Raw genomic sequence first — 18,762 nt, forward strand, 5'->3', positions numbered from 1 at the left:
ATAATTAAACTTACTATAGCCCATGTTAAAATTCACTTTCCAACATATAAACAATGCCAAAAATAATAACGGCAATAGCTGGAAACCTATTTTCGTTTTTTTTGCTTTACTCTCATTTCTTTCGGTTTCCTCCCAAAATCTGAAGAAAGAAGTCGATTCTATCGTTAAAGAAATTGGAATCAATAATAGAGTTAACCAGCTCTTACTTGAAAGCAAAGCCGAAAATGAAAAGAAAGCAAGGCAGGAAAAATACATAAACTATCAAAGAGTTCAAAAACAAAATAGAATCTTCAATTTAATTGAATTAGAAGTCCAAAATGCAAAATTCCTTTTAAACAGAGGATTTGATTACAAAGACATTACTGAAGAAATCCATCAATTAAAAGAATGGGAAGAGTTTTCCGTAAAAGGAATTGTCGGAAAACAATTCAGGGTTTTAACCGACCGAAATCTTAGCTCCACTTCTATATTACTATACGAATTATTAAAACGCACCAACAATCGCTTAAAAAAAATAAGCATTGAAAATCAACAACTCGGCAGAACACGAGAAAAGATTGACTCATTGGTCGCTGAAAAAAACCTATATTATGTTCCAAAAGATTCCATTGCCAGAGAAATCTACCGCCTGCAATCATTAAAGATGAATACCGACATTGATATAATCTCAGAAAGATTAAAAAATGCGGTGGACAGTATCCAAACATTGGAAATTATGGGCGATCAATTGAGATTCAAAATTGAAACAGATATAATTATAAATGATAGACTCCGAAAAATAGAAGTTGATCAATTATTTACCAAAAAAGTTCCTGTTTTTGAGCGACCTAATATTAAAAAATTAATGATTGACGATCCTATGGCTTTTTCGATAAAAACCAACTATTTGGTCGTCTATTTCTATCTGATAAATAATAAAAATTCCATCCTCACGATGCTGATCCTAATTCTTGGAACAGCCATCTATTTCAAATTACAAAAAAGAAAATTTCTTGATTTTGGCTATAAAAAAGATATGCTAATTAATTTTTATATGCTAAACAATCCTTTAGCATCTGCAATCTTGGTAGTTCTAAATATATATCAATTCATTTTACCTATGCCTCCGCTTATTTTTTCAATTATAATTTGGACTATATCGACCATTGCATTAACTATAATAATGTGGAGATCAATTAATACATTTATTTGGAAAATCTGGACAGCAATTTTTCTACTGAATTTGCTAGCCTTTTTTGACCTAATAATTTTGATTCACTTTGTTGGAGAATCTTTTTTAATTTTAGGAATAAATTGTTTAGGAATTGCAATTGGTGTATATGCATTTATAAATAGATCCAAAATTCAAAGGAAAGTGTATTTATGGTATATCCTTGCAGCAACAATCCTTCAATTTCTTTCATTCTATTACTTGGTAAACGGTAATTATAATTTAAGCAAATTTTTAATGACTAAGTCAGTCTATACGATTGTAACAATATTTTCTCTTTATAGCACCTTTATTATAGTCAAAGAAATCAATCTGATATCCAAAATTTTAGAAGGAGTTGATGAAGATAAACGGAAGAAAACCCTAATTGGCATCCCACATAAATTTACTCTTGGTTATTATCTAATTCTATTTGTTTGCTGTTTTTTGTTGATGGTAAGAAACACTTATACTTTTCAAAATATAATTGATCCTTTTAGAAATACCTTATCCGAACCTCGAAGCCTCGGAAACATTACGTTCACATTTGAAAACATTATGATATTCATTATTGTGATCCTATTGTCGAGTTTCATTTCAAAAGTGGTCTCCTTTTTAGCTTCAGACGATCAAATCATCAGTACTAAAAACAAAACCAAAAATTTTGGAAGCATGTTATTCTTATCTCGAATAGCCATTGTGACTTTGGGAGTCCTAATTGCTTTTGCATCAGCAGGTATCCCAATGGATAAACTAACCTTAATCATTAGTGCTTTGGGAGTTGGTATTGGTTTTGGTATGCAAAACCTAGTCAATAATCTAATCAGTGGATTGATTATCGCCTTTGAAAAACCAGTGAGTTTAGATGATATTATTGAAGTTGGCACACAATCTGGAAAAATGAAATCAATTGGGATTAGAAGTAGCGTGGTTACCACATTTGATGGAGCCGATGTAATTATTCCAAACGGAGAATTATTAAACCAGAATTTAACCAATTGGACTCTAGGAAGCAGTACCCGAAGATCTGAAATACGATTTGGCGTCGCCTATGGAACTGATTTAGAATTAACCAAAAAATTAATTTTTGAAATCCTTGAAAACAATAAAAATGTCCTTATGAAACCATTACCCGCAATTTGGTTTACCAAGTTTGGTGACAGTTCAATTGACTTAGTTCTGAAATACTGGATTAGCCACTTTGATTTTGATAATGACACAAGGAGTGAATTGATAATTGCCATTGACAAAACACTAAAAGAAAACAATATTGTCATACCTTTTTCACAACAGGATATTCATATAATAACCAAAGAAATTGAAATTGAACCTGAGTCTGAACCAGAACCTAAGATCGAGCCTGAGGAATAAAAAACATTAGGAATTATTTAAAAGAAAAAGCAGTAGCAAATTTTTATTCACTACTGCTTTTTCTTTTAAATAATAATTCTTCCAGGTGCTAAATCAAAACATTTAAGAGCTACAGCTCAGCATAGAACAACCAACTTTATCTCTGGCCCAATCAGGTCTTTTTGCAAACCACTTTTGACTATCTGGCTGCTCATCATAAGGTTTTTTAAGCAATTCGAACAGTTCATTAAGTAATGAGTAATCTCCCTTATCGGCGGCGTCAATACACAATTGTGCCATATAATTTCGCAAAACATATTTGGGATTTATGGCATTCATTTGTTCTTTTCTTTCAACATCGTTTAGAGACTCTTCATTGATTCGGTCACTATAATGCTCTAGCCATGTATACCATTTACCCAGAATAGATTCATTAAGGTCTTTTTCATTATAAAAAGCTTCTTTAATTGTATCCAAAGCAATTTCGGTCGAATCTTCTTTTTTAACACTACTCAAGTTTCTAAAGAAAATAGTCATATCTGTTTCTATTAACTGAAGAAGTTCCGTTAAGCTTTCTATTAAAATAGCATCCTCGTCCTTACTTATTTTGAGGCCAAGCTTATTTCGCATCATATTCAAATATTCCTTTTGATAATCAGCACCAAAGGCATTTAAGATAGTTTCAAGCGGTTTGGCATCATTAATTAACGGATACAAAGCATTCGCTAATTGATATAAATTCCACAAAGCAATATCGGGTTGATTGCCAAAACGGTATCTTTTATATTGTCTATCGGTTGTATTTGGCGTCCAATTTGGATCGTAATCTTCCAGCCATCCATAAGGACCATAGTCAATCGTAATGCCGTGAATAGACATATTATCAGTATTCATAACCCCATGGACAAAACCAACACGTTGCCAATGCACAATCATTTCTAGGGTAGTTTGAGCCACCGTTTGAAAAAAGTCCAGATATTTATCTACTCCTTCACTCTTAATCTCTGGAAAATGATGCTTAATGGTATAATCCGTTAATAATTGTAGTGTAGCATGATCTTTTCTCGATGAAAACAATTCAAAATTACCAAAACGAATAAACGAAGGTGCTACTCTACAAACGATGGCTCCTTTCTCATAAGCAGGATTTCCATTATAAAGTATATCTCTTAAAACCTCATCACCGGAAAGCATTAGCGAAAGTGAACGAGTTGTTGGGACACCAAGATAATGCATCGCTTCGGCGCACAGATGCTCTCGGATCGAAGATCGCAAAACTGCAAAACCATCTGCTGTTCGGGAATATGGTGTAGGGCCTGCTCCTTTTAATTGTAATGTGGACAACTTATCATTATGGACAACTTCAGTTAGATTAATCGCACGTCCATCTCCCAACTGCCCTGCCCAATTTCCAAACTGGTGGCCAGCATAAGCCAAAGCGTATGGTTTGGTTTCTGGATAAACAGTATTTCCTGAAAAAGTATTTAAAAAATCTTCTGAAAGAATATCTTCCTCTGACAATCCTAAAGAATTGGCCACTTCGACTGAAGCATGAATCAAAGATGGATTTGTGGGCTTTTTCGGTTCTACAAAAGAAAAACAGGCTCCCTCTACCTGTCTCGGAACATTGATTTCACTTGTATCGGCAGGTAATTCGGCAGTAAAATTATTTTGTGTATGAAGTTTCATTTAGTAACAGATATATAAACTAGTATGATTACAACTAATACTGTAAAGGTATTCCATAGTTTACACTTAATTGATCTGTAATGATAATTTTATTTTATGACCAAAATCGTTTTGTTTATAAAATTAGGAAACAAAAAAATCCCGAGCTTTCACTCAGGATTTTAAATATATAGATTTTTTATCTAACTAAGAAAGCGCAGCTTGTACTTGATCAGCAGCCTCTTGAAATTGTACTGCAGATAAAATTGGCATTCCAGAATTATCAATTAATTCTTTTGCAATTTCAGCATTTGTACCTTGTAAACGAACAATGATTGGCACATTAATAGCGTCTCCCATATTTTTGTATGCATCAACAACTCCTTGTGCCACACGGTCACAACGAACGATTCCACCAAAAATATTGATTAAAATCGCTTTTACGTTTGGATCTTTCAAGATAATACGGAAAGCAGTTTCAACACGTTTTGCATCAGCAGTTCCACCTACGTCAAGGAAGTTTGCAGGCTCAAAACCAGCATACTTAATTAAGTCCATAGTTGCCATTGCAAGACCTGCACCGTTTACCATACATCCTACAGTACCGTCAAGATCTACATAGTTCAATCCTACTTCTTTTGCTTCAACTTCGATTGGATTTTCTTCACGAACGTCACGCATATCAGCATATTTCTTTTGTCTGTATAAAGCATTATCATCAATATTTACTTTAGCATCTACTGCCAAAATTTTATCATCCGAAGTTTTCAAAACTGGGTTGATTTCAAACATAGAAGCATCAGAACCAATGTAAGCATTGTATAATGAATCGATGAATTTTACCATTTCTTTGAAAGCATTTCCAGAAAGACCTAAGTTAAAAGCAATTCTTCTTGCTTGAAAACCTTGCAATCCAACTGATGGATCAATTTCTTCAGTAAAAATTAAGTGTGGAGTGTGTTCCGCCACTTCTTCAATATCCATTCCACCTTCAGTAGAATACATAATCATATTACGTCCTGTACCTCTATTCAAAAGAACAGAAACATAAAACTCAGAAGTTTCACTTTCACCTGGATAATAAACATCCTCAGCAATTAAAACTTTGTGTACTTTTTTACCTTCAGCAGAAGTTTGAGGTGTAATCAATTGCATTCCGATAATTTCTTCTGCAATTCCTTCCACTTTATCAATTCCTTTGGCAAGTTTTACTCCTCCACCTTTTCCACGACCACCTGCGTGTATTTGAGCTTTTACAACATACCAACTTGTACCTGTTTCGGCAGTTAATTGTTTTGCAGCAGCTACAGCTTCTACTGGACTATTAGCCACAATTCCGCGTTGAATGCGAACTCCATAGCTAGCTAAAATTTCTTTTCCTTGATATTCGTGTATGTTCATAATATAGAATTTGTCTGGATTCTGAATCTATTTCAGAATAAAAGTGGCACAAAAATAGCAAAATTTAATTTAATTGAAATTTTTTTTAATTATAATAACATATAAAAGTAAAAAATACCGAAACTTTCACCTCAATCGTTATAGTATGAAAAATTTAAATATTCTCAGTGTTTTTGTTAAAATAATCACCCTAAAAAAGTATAATCATATTATTATTACAAAAATCAATGGTTTTTAAAATATAAAAAAATATTTTTTGAAGATATATCAATTCAGAAAGGAAAATTCAACATTATTATCAAATATTCATACCTTTTTTAATTTTATAGCAAAAATATAACCCAAACGCCGTATTCATTAGTTATATGTTATGAAATCTTTAATTTTGTAGAAAAAAATATCAAGCATGAGAGTTAAAGAACAAGGCCTTTATTTGCCCGAATTTGAACATGACAACTGTGGCGCAGGATTTATATGTAATTTGAATGGAATTAAGTCTAATGATATTATTCATAAAGCGCTAGACATCCTTATAAAGTTAGAACATCGTGGAGCGGTTAGCTCAGATGGAAGAACTGGTGATGGTGCTGGAATCTTATTTGATATTCCACATGCATTCTTTAAGAAAGTATGTGATTTTGAAATTCCAGAAGTTAGAGAGTATGCTGTAGGAATGGTTTTTATGCCTAAAAGTCCAAACCAAGTAGCATTTTGCAAAACCACCTTTGAAGATGCCATAAAAGATCAAAATCTATCTGTATTAGGATGGAGAGATGTTCCTGTTGATGTTTCCAATTTAGGTCAAATTGCAGCAGAAAAAGAACCTACCGTTAAACAAGTATTTGTTGGTAAAAACGGTTTAGATATTACAGAACAACAATTCAACGCCAAATTATTCTTGGCTAGAAAAATTGCTGAACACACAATCCGTAATTCAAGAACTTCGGAAAGTCATATGTTTTACTTTTCAAGTTGTTCTACTACTACTATTATATATAAAGGTCTATTGATGCCGGAAGACATCAGCAGATACTATACTGACTTATTAGACTGTGACTTAGTGACCCGTTTAGCATTGGTTCACCAACGCTTCTCTACAAACACTTTCCCTTCTTGGGATTTAGCACAACCATTCAGATATATGTGTCACAATGGAGAAATTAATACTTTGAGAGGAAACGTAAGCAGAATGCGTGCTCGTGAAGAATTGATGAAAAGTGACGTTTTTGGAGAGGATCTAAAAAAATTATTCCCAATCATATTAGAAGGAAAATCAGATTCAGCTTCTATGGATATGGTTGTTGAGTTATTATTAATGACTGGTCGTTCTTTACCAGAAGTTATGATGATGGTTGTTCCTGAAGCTTGGGAAAAACACAAAACCATGTCGGATGAGAAAAAAGCGTTCTACGAATACAACGCTTGTATCATGGAACCATGGGATGGTCCTGCATCTATACCATTTACAGACGGAAATGTTATTGGAGCATTATTAGATAGAAATGGATTACGTCCTTCTCGCTATACATTAACCAAAAGCGGATTTGTAATCATGTCATCAGAAATTGGTGTTCTTGACATCAAACCAGAAGATGTAGTACAGCACGGAAGATTGGAACCAGGGAAAATGTTCCTTGTTGACATGAATGAAGGTCGTATTATTGAAGATGAAGAAATCAAACATTCAGTAGTAACAAAGCGTCCTTATAGAGAATGGTTGGATAACAATTTATTGCAATTAGCTAAAATTCCTTATACGAATAATCCAATTCCAACTGAAAAAATTGATTTTGAAACAAGACAACGTCTTTTTGGTTACACAATCGAGGATTTAAAAACGATCATCAATCCAATGGGTGCTCAAGGTAATGAAGCATTGAGTTCTATGGGTAATGACACTCCTCTTGCAGTATTATCAGATCAACCTCAATTATTATATAACTATTTCAAACAATTATTTGCACAAGTTACCAATCCTCCATTGGATGGTATTCGTGAAGAAATAATTACCGATACAAGTTTGGCAATTGGAGGAGATTACAACATCTTTGACATTACTGATATTCATTGTAAAAAAATTAAAATTCAAAATCCTGTTATATCAAATGAGGATTTGGATAAAATAAGAAGCATTGACCATTCCGATTTCAAATCGGTTACGATTTCTACTTTATATAAAATAGAAAAAGGAGTAAATGGACTTGAGCGTGCTTTAGAGAAATGTGTACAAGCTACTTTCAAAGCTGTTTCTGAAGGATGCAACATTGTTATCCTTTCAGATAGAGGTGTAAGTAAAGAATTGGCACCAATCCCAATGTTATTGGCCACATCTTATATTCACCACTCTTTGAACATTTTAAAAGTTCGTTCTAAATTTGGTATAATAATCGAATCTGCTGAACCACGCGAACCACATCATTTTGCTTTATTATTTGGATACGGTGCAAGTGCGATCAATCCTTATATGGTAAATGAAATCATTCATAACCAGGTAAATGAAGGGTTTATTACGGGTGTTAAAGCCGATTACGCTATTACCAACTATAATAAAGCCATTGCTAAAGGGATTCTAAAAATCATGAACAAAATTGGTATCTCTACTTTACATTCTTATAGAGCTGCACAGATTTTTGAAATTTTAGGTTTAAACAAAACATTCACTTCAAAATATTTCCCTTACACTCCTTCTAGAATTGAAGGTATTGGACTAATGGAAATTGAGAGAGAAGTTAAGAAAAGATACCAAAATGCATTTCCAAAAGCAGAAATTGCAAATCTATTGCCATTAGAAATTGGAGGTATTTACAGATGGAGAAGAAACGGTGAAAAACACATGTTCAATCCAACTACCATTTCAAAATTACAACAAGCTGTTCGATTGAATAGCCCAGAAAGCTATAAAGAATACTCTAAAATGGTAAATGATCAAAGTGAAAACTTGATGACCATAAGAGGTTTGTTCGAATTCAACAATCTTGACCCTATCTCTATTGACGAAGTAGAACCATGGACTGAAATTGTAAAAAAATTCAAAACTGGGGCTATGTCTTACGGATCTATCAGTCAAGAAGCTCATGAGAATCTAGCGATTGCCATGAACAGAATTGGAGGTAAATCTAACTCTGGAGAAGGTGGAGAAAACGCAAAACGTTTCCAAAAAGAAATGAATGGAGACTCTAAAAATAGCGCCATCAAACAAGTTGCTTCTGGAAGATTTGGAGTTTCGATTAACTATTTAACGAATGCCCAAGAGATTCAAATTAAAATGGCTCAAGGTGCAAAACCTGGAGAAGGTGGACAATTACCAGGTGAAAAAGTAGTGCCTTGGATTGCCGAAACAAGAAACTCTACACCTTATGTAGGTCTTATTTCTCCCCCTCCACACCACGATATTTATTCTATTGAAGATTTATCTCAATTGATATTTGACTTAAAAAATGCCAATAGAGAAGCTAGAGTCAATGTTAAATTAGTTGCTGAAGTTGGTGTTGGAACAATCGCTGCTGGTGTTGCAAAAGCAAAAGCCGATGTTATCTTGATTTCAGGATATGACGGAGGAACTGGTGCTGCACCATTGACATCATTACAACACACAGGTATTCCTTGGGAACTTGGTCTTGCCGAAGCGCAACAAACTTTAATCTTGAACGACTTAAGAAGTCGTGTGGTTTTAGAATGTGACGGTCAATTAAAAACAGGTCGTGACGTAGCTATCGCTGCTTTGCTAGGAGCTGAAGAATTTGGATTTGCAACAGCACCTCTTGTAGCTTCAGGTTGTATCATGATGAGAGCTTGTCACTTGAATACTTGCCCTGTAGGTATTGCAACACAAGATCCAGAATTGAGAAAAAATTTCAAAGGAACACCAGAACACGTTATTAACTTCATGTACTTTATCGCTGAAGAGTTAAGAGAGATTATGGCTCAACTTGGTTTTAGAACATTGAAAGAAATGGTTGGACAATCTCAAAAATTGAATGTTAACAAAGCAATTAAACATTATAAAGCAAATGGATTGGATTTATCTACAATTCTTTACAAACCAGAGAAAGCCAAAACAGTTCCAAACCATAATACTACTACTCAAGACCACGCATTAGAAAACGTACTTGACTTTGATATCATTAAAGCTGCTATTCCTTCTATTTACAGAAAAGAAAGAACAAGAGTTACTTTTGACATCAAAAATACAGACCGTTCTGTTGGTGCAATTTTGAGTAATGAGATTTCAAAAATATATGGTGCTCAAGGATTACCAGAAGATACAATTCTTGTTGACTTTACAGGTTCTGCCGGACAAAGTTTCGGAGCGTTTGCCACAAATGGATTATCATTCAAAATTCACGGAAACTGTAATGACTATTTAGGAAAAGGACTTTCTGGAGGAAAATTAATTATCAAAGTCCCTCCTACTGCTACTTTTAGCCCAGAAGACAACATTATCATTGGTAACGTGGCTCTTTATGGTGCAATTACTGGAGAAGCCTACATTAATGGTATGGCCGGAGAACGTTTTGCTGTTAGAAATTCTGGAGCAACAGCTGTTGTTGAAGGAATTGGAGACCACGGTTGTGAATACATGACCGGAGGAACAGTAGTTGTTCTTGGCAAAACAGGTAGAAACTTCGCAGCTGGTATGAGCGGTGGTGTTGCATATGTTTACGATGCCAAAAAGAAATTTGAAGACGGATTGTGCAATATGGAAATGGTTGCCTTAGAAACATTAGAAGAAGAAGATTTAGCTAAATTGAAACGCTTGATCAAAAATCATTCGATGTATACCAATAGCCCTTTGGCGAAACGCCTTTTAGCGGATTGGGAAAACGAAAGCAAACATTTCATTAAAGTGATGCCAACAGATTACAAAAAAGCATTACAAAGATTGGCAGAAGAAAAGCAAATTGAAGAATTAATAGCACAATAGTCATGGGGAAAATAGGTGGATTTAAAGAATATAATAGAGCCGACGAAAGTAACGTTGCTGTTCTAGAAAGAGTTACAAATTATAATGAATTTACAATTCCGTTATCAAAAGATAAAATCAAAGAGCAAGGTTCCAGATGTATGGATTGCGGAATCCCTTTTTGTCATAGCTCATGCCCTTTAGGAAATTTAATTCCTGATTTTAATGATATGGTGCACCAAGAAGAATGGGAAAGCGCATTGCAAATTTTACAATCTACAAATAACTTCCCTGAATTCACAGGCCGTTTATGTCCTGCTCCATGTGAAAAATCATGTGTATTGGGAATAATCAAAGAACCGGTTGCAATCGAAAATATTGAAAAAAATATTATCGAAAGAGGTTTTGCCGAAGGATGGATCAAACCACAAACACCAGAAAAAAGAACAGGAAAAACAGTTGCAGTCGTTGGATCTGGTCCAGCAGGATTAGCCGCTGCACAACAATTGAATCGTGCTGGTCATACAGTGACCGTTTTTGAAAGAGATAATGCAATTGGTGGTTTATTACGTTATGGAATTCCAAATTTCAAATTGGAAAAAGGAATTATCGACAGACGCGTAAAAGTATTGGAAGCCGAAGGAATTGTTTTCAAAACAAATGTAAACGTAGGAGTAAACTTTAGCGTAGAAGAATTAGAAGCTTTTGATTCTATCGTATTATGCGGTGGAGCAACTGAAAGAAGAGGATTACCTACTAAAGGCGCAGATAGCAAAGGTGTTGTTCAAGCTATGGATTTCTTGACTCAACAAACCAAAGTATTGTACGGAGAAAAAATTGAAGATCAAGTATTGGCAACTGGAAAAGATGTAATCGTTATTGGTGGTGGAGACACAGGATCAGATTGTGTTGGAACATCAAACAGACACGGTGCAAAATCAGTTACTAATTTTGAGATCATGCCAAAACCTCCAGTAGGAAGAAGCGAATCTACACCATGGCCATTTTGGCCGTTGCAATTAAAAACTTCTTCTTCACATGAAGAGGGTTGCAACAGAAACTGGTTGATTAATACTAAAGAATTTCTTGCCAATGAAAAAGGTGAACTAGTGGGATTAAAAACCGTTGAAGTACAATGGAAAATAACACCTGGTCAAAGACCTGAATTAATTGAAAAAGAAGGTTCAGAAAAGATTTGGCCTTGTGATTTAGCTTTGTTAGCTCTTGGATTTACAGGTCCAGAAAAAACTTTAGCTGAACAATTAGGAATAGAAGTTGATATTAGAACTAATTACAAAGCAACCAACTACAAAACTAATGTACCACATATATTCACAGCTGGTGATATGAGAAGAGGTCAATCTCTAATCGTGTGGGCCATCTCTGAAGGTCGTGAAGCTGCTAGAGAAGTTGATTTATACTTAATGGGCTTCACCAATTTACCAACAAAAGGCAATGGAGATTTACCCGCTTTATAATATTTAAAATAAAAAATTAAAATCCCTTGATATCATTTTTTGTCAAGGGATTTTAATTTTTAAACAAAAATCAGGATTTTGAATTAAAGTTAAAAAAAACCACAAATAAGAACTATTTGTTGCAATTTAAACAATTTGTTATAATTTGTTAAATAACCTCAAATAGTTTGGTCGTAATACCAAAGTATAATAAATTTGTCAAAAAATAATAAGCAAGATGCAAGCAAACGATTTACTACACTTAGCAGAACAATTTGGAAGTCCACTTTATGTGTATGATGCCGAAAAAATACAATCCCAGTATAATCGATTAACGAAGGCTTTTTCTAAGGTTCCTAATTTACGCATCAATTATGCAATGAAAGCATTGTCTAATGTTGCCATACTTCAATTATTGAGAGATATGGGATCTGGATTAGATACTGTTTCTATTCAAGAAGTACTGTTAGGTTTACATGCTGGTTATGCACCAGAAAAAATATTTTATACTCCAAATGGCGTTTCTCTTGAAGAAATTGAAGAAGTACATGCATTGGGAGTTCAAATCAATATTGACAACTTATCTATATTGGAGCAATTTGGTGCAAAACATCCTCACGTTCCAGTATGTATTCGTATCAATCCACACGTAATGGCAGGTGGAAATGCTAATATTTCAGTAGGTCATATCGACAGTAAATTTGGTATTTCAGTACATCAATTACCTCATTTGGTTCGTATCGTTGAGAATACAAATATGAACATAGTAGGTATTCACATGCATACAGGTTCTGACATATTAGATATTGAAGTGTTTTTATATGCTGCCGAAATTTTATTTGACGCTGCCAAAAACTTCAAAAACTTAGAATTTTTAGATTTCGGAAGTGGATTTAAAGTTCCTTACAAAAAAGACGATATCGCTACTGACATCGACGAATTAGGTAAAAAATTATCAAAAAGATTCAATGCTTTCTGCGTTGAGTATGGAAAAGATTTGACTTTGATTTTCGAACCAGGTAAATTTTTAGTAAGTGAAGCTGGATTCTTTTTGGCTAAAGTAAACGTAGTTAAACAAACAACTTCTACAGTATTTGCAGGTATTGACAGTGGTTTCAATCACTTGATTCGTCCAATGCTTTATGGTTCACAACACTTTATAGAAAACATATCAAACCCAAAAGGAAAAGAGCGTTTTTACTCAGTTGTAGGATACATTTGTGAAACAGATACGTTTGCAACCAACAGAAGAATTTCTGAAATAAAAGAGGGGGATATTTTAGCTTTTCGCAATGCAGGAGCTTATTGCTTCTCAATGTCTTCCAATTACAATTCAAGATACAAACCTGCAGAGGTTTTATGGATGAATGGTCAAGGACACTTAATTCGAGCTCATGAAAAATTTGAAGACTTACTTCAAAATCAAATTCCATTGCCTGTAGCCGCAGCCGCAACAGTTTAATATAAAAAATCCCGAAGCTTAAGGTTTCGGGATTTTTTTTATATATAACACTAAGGATTAGTGAACTTCTCAACGCTATTCTTTATAGGTTTTATCGTTTTCAAATAGGCATAAATTGCTTTTAAATCTTGCTCACTCATCCCAGCATACATTGTCCAAGGCATAACTGTATTAAAATTCCCTTTTAAAATTTTATTAGGTACATAAGTACTGTCTGAATAGGTTTTAAAGCGCTTAACAAAGTCAACTTCAGACCATTTACCAATACCAGTAATTTCGTCTTGCGTAATATTAGCCGAACGGGAAATACCACCTGTCACCATTGGGAACTCAAAACCACCGGCCAATTCCATACCTTCAATTGGTTTTCCTTTTTCTTGTTTCGAATGACATACAGCGCAAGAAGCAGCATTAAACAAATAACTTCCGTAAGCAACGGCATCGCTTTCATTTGGCATTGTCGAAAAATGAGGTTTCTCTGGGATAGTGTTAATTATAAAATTCATAGGGAAATCAGGTTTTGATTCTGGAACTATATTTTGAATAGGCTTCAAAGTTCTCACATACACAATGATAGATTCTAAATCTTCTTTATCCATCTTCCCAAAATGAGGATGCGGCATTATAGGAAACAATGCTTTACCATTTTTAGAAACACCACTGGCAATTGCTCTCAAAATTTCACCATCTGTCCAATTACCAATACCTGAAGGCGTAATATTTTTTGCATAAAAACTACCAGGAAAACCAAATCTTTGATCAAAAACTTCACCTCCTTTACCTAGAGTTCCATCTACCAAAGGTCCAGAAAACTCATTCCAATTTCGAGTAGAATGGCAATCAACGCAAACACAAACATGAGTAGCAAGATACTTTCCTCGTTCCAATCGACTTGCAGTTGGCTTAATACTGAGATATTCAATTTCTCCTACATTAGGCAAAGCCAATTTTACATATGATAAAATTGCAATTACCATGATGACAAGTAACAACAAAATTCCTTTGATAATTTTCTTCATATCTAATATTTTAGTAAATAAAACACTTCAAATTTAACAGTTTCATTTAAAACACAACATTATTAACAAGAAAATCGATAAAATAAAAAAAATCCCCATTCATCTACATGAATGGGGATTTAATCGCTCAGAAAAAATGATTATTTTTTAACAAATAATTCTTCTAAAACTTGCCCTTCTGTACCATTAGGCATAGTGATTCTTAGCATTTTAGAAAGCGTAGGAGCAATCTCTGTTATGTATTCTTTTTTACTTGATTCTCCTTGAGGAATGTGCCAACCGTAAAAAAGCAACGGCACATTAGTATCATAACTATTCGGCGTTCCGTGTGTTGTACCTGTTGCTGAATAGCTTTCCAAATACCCTGCTCCTTCAAGAATTACAAGATCTCCACTCTGCTTAGGGTCATATCCTTTGAAAATAAAATTCAGGTAATAATCCTGAGCTGATCCCGCCAAAATATCCTCTTGAGTATAAACTCTTTTTACATATGCCTGCAACAACAAAAAGTCCTTAAAACTTTGCTTTACCTTCGCTAATTCCAATCCTTTTTGCTTGATAAGATCCCTATTCAAGAAAATATTAAAATTAGAATAATCCAAGACTAAATTTTCACCAAAAGTTTCTGTTGAAAATTTATTCAACGAAGCAAAAATTTCTTTGGAAGGAATATTGTCCACATTTAATTTACGATCTTTCAAAAAAATCGCATTATCTGCAACAGCATGATCTGCAGTCAGGAAAACCAAGTAATTATCCTTACCGACAGTTTTATCCAAATACTCCAAAAAAGTAGCGATGGTAAGATCCAAACGCAAATAAGTGTCCTGAATCTCCATTGATCTTGGACCAAAAGTATGTCCTACATAATCGGTAGAAGAAAAACTTACCGCCAAGAAATCAGTAATATTATCTTTTCCCAATTCTTCTTTATCTATAGCTCTCATTGCCAATTCAGCCAAATAATCATTCCCAAACGGAGTCGTTTTCAAAACTTCCATTCCAGACTCATTATAAATTTTCTTCAAATTATAAGGAAATACAGGAGGCAACGATTTATCCAATCTTCCTTCGTATGGATTATTGTCAGGCAAACTTTCATTGTAGGTTTCAACCGGTTTCAATAAACTCCATCCTTTATCGATATACTTCATGTAATTCTTTTCACTGTTGAATTGAGTTACCCAATCCGGCATTTTATCGCCATAAAAAGTACTCGATATAAAAGCTCCAGATTTAGTGCTCCAAAAAGCCCAATTCGCAAAATGTCCTGCTGGCAAAATAGCCCCACGATCCTTAATGCTCAAACCGATTACTTTCCCTTGAAAGTTGGTTGCCAATCTCAATTCATCTGTGATTGTAGTCGTCAAAAGATTTTTTGGTGACATCGCCCCTTCCTTTTCAGTACCCGCCACAAGTGTTTTCACACTGGCATCATCCGTGCAATACATATCTTTTCCGGTAGCACGAATATACCAGTCGTTCCCAATAATTCCATGCACCGCAGGGGTTGTTCCCGTATAGATAGAAGCGTGTCCAGGAGCAGTAAATGTGGGCATATAATTATAATTCATGTTGTGAAAAGTAAACCCATTATCCATCAGCCTTTTAAAACCTTTTGCTGAATAATCATCCGAAAATCGGTATAGATACTCCATTTTCATTTGATCTACAACAATTCCAACAACCAATTTAGGACGCTGTTGTGCTTGACTACTAATAGAAAAAGCACATACTAAAAACAAAACAATTTTTCTCATAATAAATTTTTAATAGAACACAAAAATACACTTTATCTTGTAAAAAGAGTCAAAATCAAAATAACTAACACAATAAATTAACCTATAAATGACCAAAAAATAGTAAATCATCAAAATTTATATGGGCGTGACCCCATTACGGGAAGAGGCCTACTCAACTTTGCGAGTATTCGGCCCCTTCCCATAATGCTGTCGGGCTATCCACGCTACTTCGGTAGCTTATTCCTATCCCTCACGCTCACTGCGATCAAGAACTTTTGTAGAAATTAAGAACTTTTATTTTCATAATCTAAAAACAAAAAAATAATATTAAATTTGAGTGCCAAACCACTGACTATGAACATGTACGACAACGAAAATACTGTCCAAAAATCATTTGACGACCAATATCTATCCGAAGATTTATTACAAGCTCAATGGGCCGAATTTACGGAACTCAAAAAAGTCATCTCCGAAGTATATCTAAAAAAAGGAAGTCCACTTACAATTTTGGACATCGGAATAGGAAGTGCAAGAATAGCCAGACATTTAAGTGCCATTCCAGAAATGTGGCAGATGATTGAAATCTATGAAGGAACCGATAATGCCGAAGCCTGCATAAAACTATCACAGGCAACTGCCGAAGAATTACATATCGAAGACAAACTAAAAGTACATTTACTTGATGCTGTCAATTTAGATCAGTTGCAAAAAAAATACGATTTAATCATTTGCACTTGGTTTACACCTGGTAATTTTTATCCTGATAATTTCTCTTTCGATGAATATAATGATTCCAATGAAAGATTGGATTTATCAGAGAATGAAAAATTTACAACCATTTTTTCAAATGCTTATTCTTTATTGCAACCTAATGGCGAAATAATACTTGGCGCCTGCTATATAGACAACGACAACACCCGAAAAAAACAGGAGCAATCCTATCAAAAAATGGGAATGACGATAATCACAAATGACAAAGACAGCTTTACTGCCACCAAAGAACAATTCTGGTCACAAAGATTTACTCAAGAAAAAATTAGAGCTTACATGCCTTTTGTAAACCCCAAAAACATTCTCTTTACACCACTTGATCCTTATGATTATGCGATGCAAATCAGAATTAAAAAATCGTAAAAAGTAATGGCTGTCGTAAAAAATAGTCATTACTATTTACTCAAGAACAACAATATTATAAGCTAATACTCTGTCCTCGTATTTCACATACAGCTGTTTTCTGTTATCTTGATTTTTTCGAGTTATAAAAGAAAGTGTACAATCTTCCCCACTATTATCTTTACAAACAAATGGATAAACAAGATCATTTGAACTTTCTTCAGCAGGAAGAAACTCTATAATCTCAAACAACTGAATGACTTCAGAATAAATAACAATTCTATTTTTGTTGGTGTCTAAATTGACTATTATGCTTACTGGTTTCAATTCGCTCCAATTACTAAATTTACCGTTTCCTTCTTTTACAGAAACACTTAAACCCGTTGTCTTGAATTTATAGTTTTGACTAAATCCAAAATTCAATCCCAAAAAAAGAAACAACAATAGAAACCCTATTTTTAACTTACCCATTATCTAAAAATTTGTATAAAAAACAAAGGTAACAATTTTAAAAACCAAATGTTACTACTTCCAGCTTTGCATGTTCAAATTCGGCAATCATCTCATTTACTATATCTTCTGCTGGCAATATTTCTTTGATTAATCCCGCTATTTGACCAATTTCCAACTCCCCTTCGGTCAAATCACCTTCAAACATTCCTCTTTTAGCTCTTGCTCTTCCAAGCAAAGTGGCTAATTCTTCTTTAGTTGGACATTTTTCATATAATTCCTGAACGTCTTTGTAAAATTTATTTTTAATTAAACGAACTGGTGCCAATTCTTTCAAAGTCAACTGTGTATCACCTTCTTGAACCCCAATAATGGTTTCCTTAAAATTTTGATGAGAAGAAGATTCAAATGAAGCTGCAAATCTGCTACCAACTTGTACGCCATCAGCCCCAAGAGCCATTGCAGCAAGCATTCCACGACCAGTAGCGATTCCACCTGCAGCAATTAACGGAATAGAAATTTTATCTTTTACCATCGGAATCAAAGTGAAAGTCGTAGTTTCTTCTCTTCCATTGTGACCACCAGCTTCAAATCCTTCTGCTACAACAGCATCAACACCTGCATCTTGAGCTTTTAAAGCAAAAACAGAACTGCTCACTACATGCACTACCGTTATTCCGTTTTCTTTCAAAAAAGAAGTCCATGTTTTAGGATTTCCCGCCGATGTAAAAACAATTTTTACACCTTCGTCAACTATAATTTTTATTATTTCTTCAATATTTGGGTACAACATAGGAACATTGACACCAAATGGTTTATCTGTTGCTTTTTTACACTTTTGAATATGTTCTCTCAATACTTCTGGATACATAGAACCGGCGCCTATCAAGCCCAACCCTCCAGCATTACTCACAGCACTTGCTAATTTATAACCACTATTCCAAATCATTCCTCCTTGAATAATTGGGTATTTAATATTGAAAAGACTTGTAATTTTATTCATATAAA

Annotated in this window: 11 protein-coding genes; 5 read left to right on the plus strand and 6 right to left on the minus strand. The window is 34.2% G+C overall.

Annotated elements, in window-relative coordinates; translation table 11 throughout:
- Window positions 1-22: 22 nt before the first annotated feature.
- Window positions 23-2,560: a mechanosensitive ion channel family protein gene (locus tag J2W95_RS01605; RefSeq protein ID WP_310003252.1), complete on the plus strand. Its 2,538-nt coding sequence runs from the start codon at window positions 23-25 to the stop codon at window positions 2,558-2,560.
- 102 nt (window positions 2,561-2,662) lie between these two features.
- Here the strand turns inward: J2W95_RS01605 and J2W95_RS01610 are convergent, their stop codons facing one another.
- Together J2W95_RS01610 and sucC are read right to left on the minus strand one after the other, a co-directional pair.
- Window positions 2,663-4,228 (minus strand): protein adenylyltransferase SelO, encoded by a 1,566-nt coding sequence (locus J2W95_RS01610; protein ID WP_310003254.1) that lies wholly within the window; start codon window positions 4,226-4,228, stop codon window positions 2,663-2,665.
- Between the two features lie 186 nt (window positions 4,229-4,414).
- Window positions 4,415-5,608, minus strand: coding sequence for an ADP-forming succinate--CoA ligase subunit beta (gene sucC, locus J2W95_RS01615; protein WP_310003256.1), 1,194 nt, complete (start codon window positions 5,606-5,608; stop codon window positions 4,415-4,417).
- Window positions 5,609-6,014: 406 nt separating this feature from the next.
- On the opposite strand from sucC, the gene gltB reads away from it, so the two are divergent.
- From gltB to lysA, 3 genes are all read left to right on the plus strand, one after another.
- The gene (gene gltB, locus J2W95_RS01620; protein ID WP_310003259.1) at window positions 6,015-10,532 is read left to right on the plus strand and encodes a glutamate synthase large subunit; all 4,518 of its coding nucleotides are present in this window, start codon (window positions 6,015-6,017) and stop codon (window positions 10,530-10,532) included.
- Window positions 10,533-10,534: 2 nt separating this feature from the next.
- A complete protein-coding gene (locus J2W95_RS01625; protein ID WP_310003261.1) occupies window positions 10,535-11,989 on the plus strand; it encodes a glutamate synthase subunit beta in 1,455 nt (484 codons plus the stop codon).
- Between the two features lie 217 nt (window positions 11,990-12,206).
- Window positions 12,207-13,430, plus strand: a complete 1,224-nt coding sequence (gene lysA / locus J2W95_RS01630; protein WP_310003263.1) for a diaminopimelate decarboxylase — start codon at window positions 12,207-12,209, stop codon at window positions 13,428-13,430.
- A 50-nt stretch (window positions 13,431-13,480) separates the two neighbouring features.
- On the opposite strand, the gene J2W95_RS01635 is transcribed toward lysA, so the two are convergent.
- Entirely contained in the window at window positions 13,481-14,449 is a 969-nt protein-coding gene (locus tag J2W95_RS01635; RefSeq protein ID WP_310003265.1) for a c-type cytochrome, read from the minus strand.
- 140 nt (window positions 14,450-14,589) lie between these two features.
- Window positions 14,590-16,209 (minus strand): alkaline phosphatase PafA, encoded by a 1,620-nt coding sequence (gene pafA / locus J2W95_RS01640; protein WP_310003268.1) that lies wholly within the window; start codon window positions 16,207-16,209, stop codon window positions 14,590-14,592.
- A 336-nt stretch (window positions 16,210-16,545) separates the two neighbouring features.
- On the opposite strand from pafA, the gene J2W95_RS01645 reads away from it, so the two are divergent.
- Complete coding sequence (locus tag J2W95_RS01645; RefSeq protein ID WP_310003270.1) at window positions 16,546-17,325, plus strand: methyltransferase domain-containing protein; 780 nt, start codon at window positions 16,546-16,548, stop codon at window positions 17,323-17,325.
- A gap of 36 nt (window positions 17,326-17,361) precedes the next feature.
- Here the strand turns inward: J2W95_RS01645 and J2W95_RS01650 are convergent, their stop codons facing one another.
- Together J2W95_RS01650 and J2W95_RS01655 are read right to left on the minus strand one after the other, a co-directional pair.
- On the minus strand, window positions 17,362-17,775 hold the full coding sequence (locus J2W95_RS01650) for a hypothetical protein (protein ID WP_310003272.1): 414 nt from the start codon (window positions 17,773-17,775) through the stop codon (window positions 17,362-17,364).
- A gap of 37 nt (window positions 17,776-17,812) precedes the next feature.
- On the minus strand, window positions 17,813-18,757 hold the full coding sequence (locus J2W95_RS01655) for an NAD(P)H-dependent flavin oxidoreductase (protein ID WP_310003274.1): 945 nt from the start codon (window positions 18,755-18,757) through the stop codon (window positions 17,813-17,815).
- Window positions 18,758-18,762 lie beyond the last annotated feature (5 nt).

The organism is Flavobacterium granuli (assembly GCF_031456055.1).
Lineage (GTDB): Bacteria > Bacteroidota > Bacteroidia > Flavobacteriales > Flavobacteriaceae > Flavobacterium > Flavobacterium granuli_A.